Here is a 6,397-nt window from a genome sequence, read left to right on the forward strand (position 1 = left end):
CGCCGACCACCCGCGCCAGGTGTCGTGCTGGATCACGCACACCAGCGAGCGCACGCACGAGATCATCCGCGGCGCGCTCGACCGTTCGCCGCTGTACACCGGCCAGATCGAAGGCATCGGCCCGCGCTACTGCCCGTCGATCGAGGACAAGGTCGTGCGCTTCGCCGAGAAGGCGAGCCACCAGATCTTCGTCGAGCCCGAAGGCCTCGAGGTCATCGAGATCTACCCGAACGGCATTTCGACCTCGCTGCCGTTCGACGTGCAGCTGGACCTGGTGCGCTCGATCCGCGGTTTCGAGAACGCGCACATCACGCGCCCGGGCTACGCGATCGAATACGACTTCTTCGATCCACGCGGCCTGAAGACCACGCTGGAAACCAAGTCCGTCGGTGGCCTGTTCTTCGCCGGCCAGATCAACGGCACCACCGGCTACGAAGAGGCCGCCGCGCAGGGCCTGCTCGCCGGCGTCAACGCGGCGCGTTTCGTGCGCGGGCTGGACGGCTGGAGTCCGCGTCGCGACGAGGCCTACCTCGGCGTGCTGGTCGACGACCTGACCACGCATGGCACCAGCGAGCCGTACCGCATGTTCACCTCGCGCGCCGAGTACCGCCTGCAGTTGCGCGAGGACAACGCCGACCTGCGCCTGACGCCGGTGGGACGCGAACTCGGGCTGGTCGACGACGCGCGCTGGTCGCGCTTCGACGCCAAGCGCGAGGCGATCGCGCGCGAGAACGCGCGCCTTTCCGCCATCTGGACTGCGCCCAACAACGCGCTCGGTCGCGAGGCGATGGACGTGCTGGGCATCGAGATCAGCCGCGAAACGAGCGCGCTCGACCTGCTCAAGCGCCCGGAACTCGATTACGCCAAGCTGATGGCCGTGCCGTCGCTGGGCCCGTCAGTGGACGATGGCGCAGTCGCCGAACAGGTCGAGATCGGCGTGAAGTACGCCGGTTACCTCGATCGCCAGCGCGAGGAGATCGCGCGCCAGCAGCGGCATGAGGCCACGGCCATCCCCGACGGTTTCGACTACGCCGCGGTGCGCGGGTTGTCGGCCGAAGTGCAGCAGAAGCTCGAACGCGTCCGCCCGCAGACCGTCGGCCAGGCGCAGCGCATCCCCGGCATGACGCCGGCGGCGATCTCGTTGCTGCTGGTGCATCTCACGCGCTCGCGTCGGAGCCGGGTGGCGTAGACGCTGCTTCGGGCGTGACGGTGCCGACCACGCCTACGCTGTCCGCCCGGCCCACCTCCGCCATCCCGGCTTTCGCCCTGATGACGGGGTAGATCGGCGCGCATCAGCGTACCCTTCGCGCATGAGCCCCTCTCCACTGATTTCACTCGTGGCGCTGTCATTGGCGCTTTCCGTCACCGCATGCGATCGCGGTGCATCTGAATCATCGCCATCGACAAGCGCCGCCGCAACAACCACATTGGCCGCGGTGACGCCTGTACGACAGGAAGCCTGGCCGCTGCCGCCCATCGCAGCCCCCGCCGCCCAGCCCGACCTCGTCCGTGCACCCGATGGCAGCCTGCTGCTGTCGTGGATCGAACACGGCGATGCGGCGCGTGGCGAAGTCGCACACACGCTGAAGTTCGCGCGGTTCTCGAACGGTGCGTGGAGCGAGCCGCGCGAGATCGCGCGCGGTGGCGACTGGTTCGTCAACTGGGCCGACACGCCGCACATCGCGGCCACGCCCGACGGCGCGCTCTGGGCGCACTGGCTGCGCAAGTCGGCCAAGGCGAAGTACGCCTACGACGTCGTGCTGGCGCGCTCCGGCGATGGCGGCGCGACATGGTCCAAACCGGCGCCCGTCAACACCGACGGCACGCCGACCGAGCACGGCTTCGTTTCGCTGTGGCCGGTCGGCGAGAACCGCATCGGCGTGGCGTGGCTCGACGGACGCAACACCGGCGGCGGCGATCATTCGGCGCACGGCGGCCATGCATCCGCCGGCGCGAAGCACGAACCCGGCGCGATGACGCTGCGCACGGCGGTGTTCGACGCATCGCTCGCGCGCGCCGACGAACGCGAACTCGACGCGATGACCTGCGATTGCTGCCAGACCGATGCCGCGCTCACCGCGCGCGGTCCGCTGCTGGTGTATCGCGGCCGCACGCCGACGGAAGTGCGCGACATCCACGCGGTGCGAAGCGATGGTGCGCAGTGGCAGGCGACCGCGCGCGTGCACGCCGACGACTGGACGATGCCGGCATGCCCGGTCAATGGTCCCGCCGTCGCGACGCACGACGCGAACGCCACCATCGCCTGGTACACCGCGGCCGGCGAGACGCCAACGGTGAAACTCGCGCGCAGCGTCGATGCGGGCGCGTCGTTTGCCGCGCCCGTCGTGCTCGAACGCGGGATGGCGGTGCAGGGACGCGTCGACACGGCGCTCGATCAACACGCCGCGTGGGCGCTGTGGATGGACGAGGATGCGAACGGCCAGACGCTGCGGTTCGCCCGCTTCGCGCCGGATCTGTCGCGCGAACTGCAGCGCGGCGATGTCGCGAAGTTGCAGGGCAAAGGCCGCGGCACCGGCATGCCGAAGATCGCGCTGGCCGAAGGCACGGCGTTCGTCGTCTGGACCGACGTCATCGATGGCAAGCCGTCTCTGCACGGCGCGCGTTACGCGGCGGCGCCGTGAACGCGCCGCTGCACGGCGGTTGTCATTGCGGGCGCATCGCGTTCGACATGACGCTGTCGAAACCGGCGTCGGATTACACGCCGCGCGCCTGCGATTGCGGTTTCTGCCGCAAGCACGGTGCGGCTTGGTTGTCGGACGCGCACGGCGCGCTGCGCGTGCGACTGCGCGGCGAGCCGACGGTCTATCGGCAGGGCTCGGCGCAGGCGGAGTTCATCGCGTGCGCGCACTGCGCGGTGCTGGTGTTCGTGCGTCACGAACACGAAGGTCGCGTGCATGCGGCGGTGAACGTGCGCGCGCTGGATGGGGCGGTGTCGTTCGCCGATGAGCAGTCGGCCTCGCCACAGAAGCTGGCGCCGGAAGAGAAACGCGAGCGGTGGACGACGCTGTGGTTCTCGGATGTGCGGATTGTCGATGCGGATGACTGAGGATTCGCGTCGTAGAGCTTTGCGCTACGTGCGCTGCAGATCGAACCGCTTCGCACGGCAACCCAGCCGTCATCCCGGCGAAGGCCGGGATCCAGGCAGTCACCCTGTGACCCCCAACCTCGTCATTCCAGCGAAAGCTGGACCCCACCTTGCTCTACGCGGTTTCGGTAGATCCGAAAGCGAAGAAACCTACCCAGCCGCCTCCATCGCAAACAACTGCAGGTCCTGCGAACCCATCCGGACCGTATCGCGGAAGGTGAGGCCGATGCGTTCAAGCACCTTCACCGACGCCGCATTCCCCGGCGAGACGATCGCCAGCAAACGCGGCAGCGCGAGCGTGCGCATCGCGTGGTCGCGCACGGCGGTGCACGCTTCCACGGCATAGCCCTTCGACCAATGGCGCGGCAGGAACGCGTAACCGATGTCCGCGTCGGGCAGCGTGTCGCGGCGGACGATGCCGGCCATGCCGAGCGGCTCGCCGGTTTCCTTCGACACCACCAGCCACAGGCCGTAGCCGTTGCGGGCGTAGCTCGCACGCGGGTTGGTCTCGATGTAGTTCACGGCGGACGGCAGGTCGTGCACGCCGCGATCGCCGATGTTGGCGAGGAACGACGGATCGGTGTGCAGTTCCAGGATGAACGGCGCGTCCGCCGCTTCGATCTCGCGCAGTACGAGGCGTTGCGTTTCCAGCACCTGCATCGGTGTTTCCCTTCAGGACGTTTCGTCGAACGGTGACGATCCCGCATCCGCGCCCGCAAGTCGAGAGCGCGGCGTGCGGCGCGCCAGCCTTACTTTTCCTTGCGCCAGTTGAGCGAGGCGCGGCTTTCGATCGTGCTCGATTCCACCTGCACGTCGAAGCCCTTGCGCAGCAGGTACTTCAACATCAGCACCTGGCCGGTACCGAGCAACGACACGCCGTAGCCGACGTACAAACGCGGCGAGATGTGCTTGCCGAAACCGAGCACGCTGCCGCCCAAGGTGCGGCTGTCGCTGACGCCCGCGTCGTCGAGGCCGAGCTTCGCGCCCAGCTGCGAGGCGATCAGGCTGCCGCCGGCCGATAGCGCGGCGCTGGCGGCGTTCACCTGGCGGCTTTCGTCGCTGCTCGCGCTGGCGAGCGGGCGGCCGAGCGTGAGGTAGGCCAGCGCTTCGGACTGCGACGTCGCCGGATCGGTCCACGCCGTCGCGGTCGGCGCACTCGCACGGCCGCGGATGTCGACGCCGGCGGTGATGTCGCCGATCACGCGTTCGGCGCGGACGTTGAGGATCGGATCGGACACCGGGCCGCCCGACCACGACAGCTCGCCACGCGTGATGTCCAGCTTCTGCCCGTACGCCTTGTAGCGGCCGCGCACCTGCAGCTGGCCGCTGGCGGTCATCTCGCGGCCCGGGTGCGAGCGCACGCGCATGCGCCCGCCCAGGCCGCCTTCCAGGCCGAAGCCGTTGAGTTGCACGTCGTCGCCGAGCACCAGCGTCAGGTCGAGGTCCAACGGCGAGGCGGCGCTGGCTTCCGGGTTCACCGGATCGAGTACCACGACGTCCGGCGATGCGGACACGCCCTGGTCCAGGCGCTCCAAGTCGATGTTCGCCGACGGGATGGTCACGGTGCCGGTCACGGTGATCGGCTGGCCGGCGGCGTAGCGCACCTGCACGTCGGGACTCGCGACGGCGTGCAGGTCGCGCGTGTCGGAGACGAGCACGTTCTGCCCCGTCGCCGTGAGCAGGAGCGGCGCGCTCGTGTTCTGCCAGTTGAGCGTGCCGTCCACGCGGAGCGTGCCTTCGCCGGAACGGATCTGCCCGGCGATGCGTGCGGTGCCGTCGGGCAGGGCATCCAGGCGCACGTCGCCGTCTTCCAGCACGATGGCCAATGACGGGATTTCGGTACTGAACTTCGTCAGCCGCGCCTGTCCGCCGAGCTGCGGCCGCGCACGCGTGCCGCCGAGCGTGATGCGCGCATCGAGCGTGCCCTTCGGATCCATGATGTCGGGCGAGAACAGCTCCAGCCAGACGAGTTCGGACGTGTTGGCCGATATCTGGCCCGAGAGCGGCGCGTAATCGTCCCAGCCCGTCGCGATGCGCGCGTCGATGCGCCCACCGCTGTTGAACGCGGTGCCGAGTTCGGCGTTGATGCGACGCGGATCGAACGTCGCCTTGAGCACGAGGTTCTCGTAGCTCAACACTTCGCGACGCGAGCGCTCGCTGTTCTTCATGCCGCCGCCGCTCGAACGCACGTTGAGCTGGCCGCTCCACGCGTTGCCGACCGGGCGAAGGGTGCCGTCGAGTGCGATCTCGCCGCGCAGCAGCCACGGACGGCCGTCCTCGCGCTCGGGCAGATACGGGACGGCGAGGCTGAGCGGCAATCCGTCGCCCTTCACCGCAAGTCCGCGACGCGGCCAGTCGGCGTTCGCGCACAGCGAGCCACCGCCGCTGGAAACGAAACAGCTGTTGCTCAGCGAACCGTTGCGACCGTCCCAGCTGAAACGCGCCGCTTCGTTCAGGCGCCACGACGCGCCGCGCACGGGCACGAACTGGAAGGTCGACAGCGCGCCCTGCCATGCGTTGCCGCGCTTGGCGACATTGCCGGCCAGCGTCAGCGCGCCGATGTCGCCCTTCGCGTCACCCTGCACCTGCAGTGCTTCCACGGCGCCGCGCGCGTTCAACGAGACCGACGAGAGCGGCAGACCAACGTCGAGCCCCGTCGCGCGCACGGCGATGTCGCCGCTGCCGCGCTGCCACGGCAGGCGACCCTTCGCGGTCAGCGTCTGCGCTTGATAGTCGCCGTACTTCAGCCCGCTGCCGGTGAGGTCGACCGTGATGTCGGGCGCCGTGCGCGGCCCGCGGATCTGCGCCGTGCCGCGCAGCGTGCCGGCGCCGCCGGGCAACAGGTCCGACAGCACCAGCGGCGTCAGCTTCGCGTCGATGTCGAGCGCGTTGCCGACGGTGCCCTTCGCATCGATGCGGCTGCCGCCGAGCGTGAGCGCGACATCGCCCTGGTACGTCGTTTCGCCGCCGGCCGTCCCCGCGCCGCGCATCGCGAAGTTCGCGTTGCCACCGAGCGGGCGGTTGCGCAGGCGGCCGCCGAGGTTGCTCGCGGTCGCGCTGATGTCGAGCCCGCCGTCGGCGCGCGTGCTGCCCTGCGTGACGAGCTTGCCGTTGATCGAACCCTTGAAGTCCGGCGCGAAGTAACCCGGATCGAAGCCCGCCAGCGTCGCGTCGATGTTCCAGCCGAGCGACGGCGCCCATGCGACTTCGCCGTGGCCGTCGAGCGTGCCGGTCGGCATGCGCGCCTGCAGCGTCTTGAGCGTCATGCGCTCGTCGTTGCCGCGGCCGTCG

At 69.4% G+C, this 6,397-nt stretch carries 5 protein-coding genes; 3 read left to right on the forward strand and 2 right to left on the reverse strand.

The features are described from left to right. From mnmG to DX912_RS18020, 3 genes are all read left to right on the forward strand, one after another. Positions 1-1,189 (forward strand): tRNA uridine-5-carboxymethylaminomethyl(34) synthesis enzyme MnmG (gene mnmG / locus DX912_RS18010; RefSeq protein ID WP_115844984.1); only part of this gene is annotated, 1,189 nt, incomplete at its 5' end. Positions 1,190-1,436: 247 nt separating this feature from the next. Next, positions 1,437-2,642 carry a sialidase family protein gene (locus DX912_RS18015; RefSeq protein ID WP_147298678.1) on the forward strand — a complete coding sequence of 402 codons (1,206 nt, stop codon included), beginning with the start codon at positions 1,437-1,439 and terminating at the stop codon, positions 2,640-2,642. Continuing rightward, entirely contained in the window at positions 2,639-3,067 is a 429-nt protein-coding gene (locus tag DX912_RS18020) for a GFA family protein (protein WP_233433647.1), read from the forward strand. The genes DX912_RS18015 and DX912_RS18020 overlap by 4 nt, the downstream gene beginning before the upstream one ends. A 189-nt stretch (positions 3,068-3,256) precedes the next feature. Here DX912_RS18020 and DX912_RS18025 read toward each other — a convergent pair whose 3' ends face one another. After that, positions 3,257-3,766 (reverse strand): GNAT family N-acetyltransferase, encoded by a 510-nt coding sequence (locus tag DX912_RS18025; RefSeq protein ID WP_115844990.1) that lies wholly within the window; start codon positions 3,764-3,766, stop codon positions 3,257-3,259. An 89-nt stretch (positions 3,767-3,855) separates the two neighbouring features. Beyond that, positions 3,856-6,397, reverse strand: a 2,542-nt coding sequence (locus DX912_RS18030; protein WP_115844992.1) for a translocation/assembly module TamB domain-containing protein, incomplete at its 5' end; no start/stop codon positions are given.

It is taken from the genome of Lysobacter soli (genome assembly GCF_003382285.1).
In the GTDB taxonomy this organism is placed as follows: Bacteria; Pseudomonadota; Gammaproteobacteria; order Xanthomonadales; family Xanthomonadaceae; genus Lysobacter_J; species Lysobacter_J soli.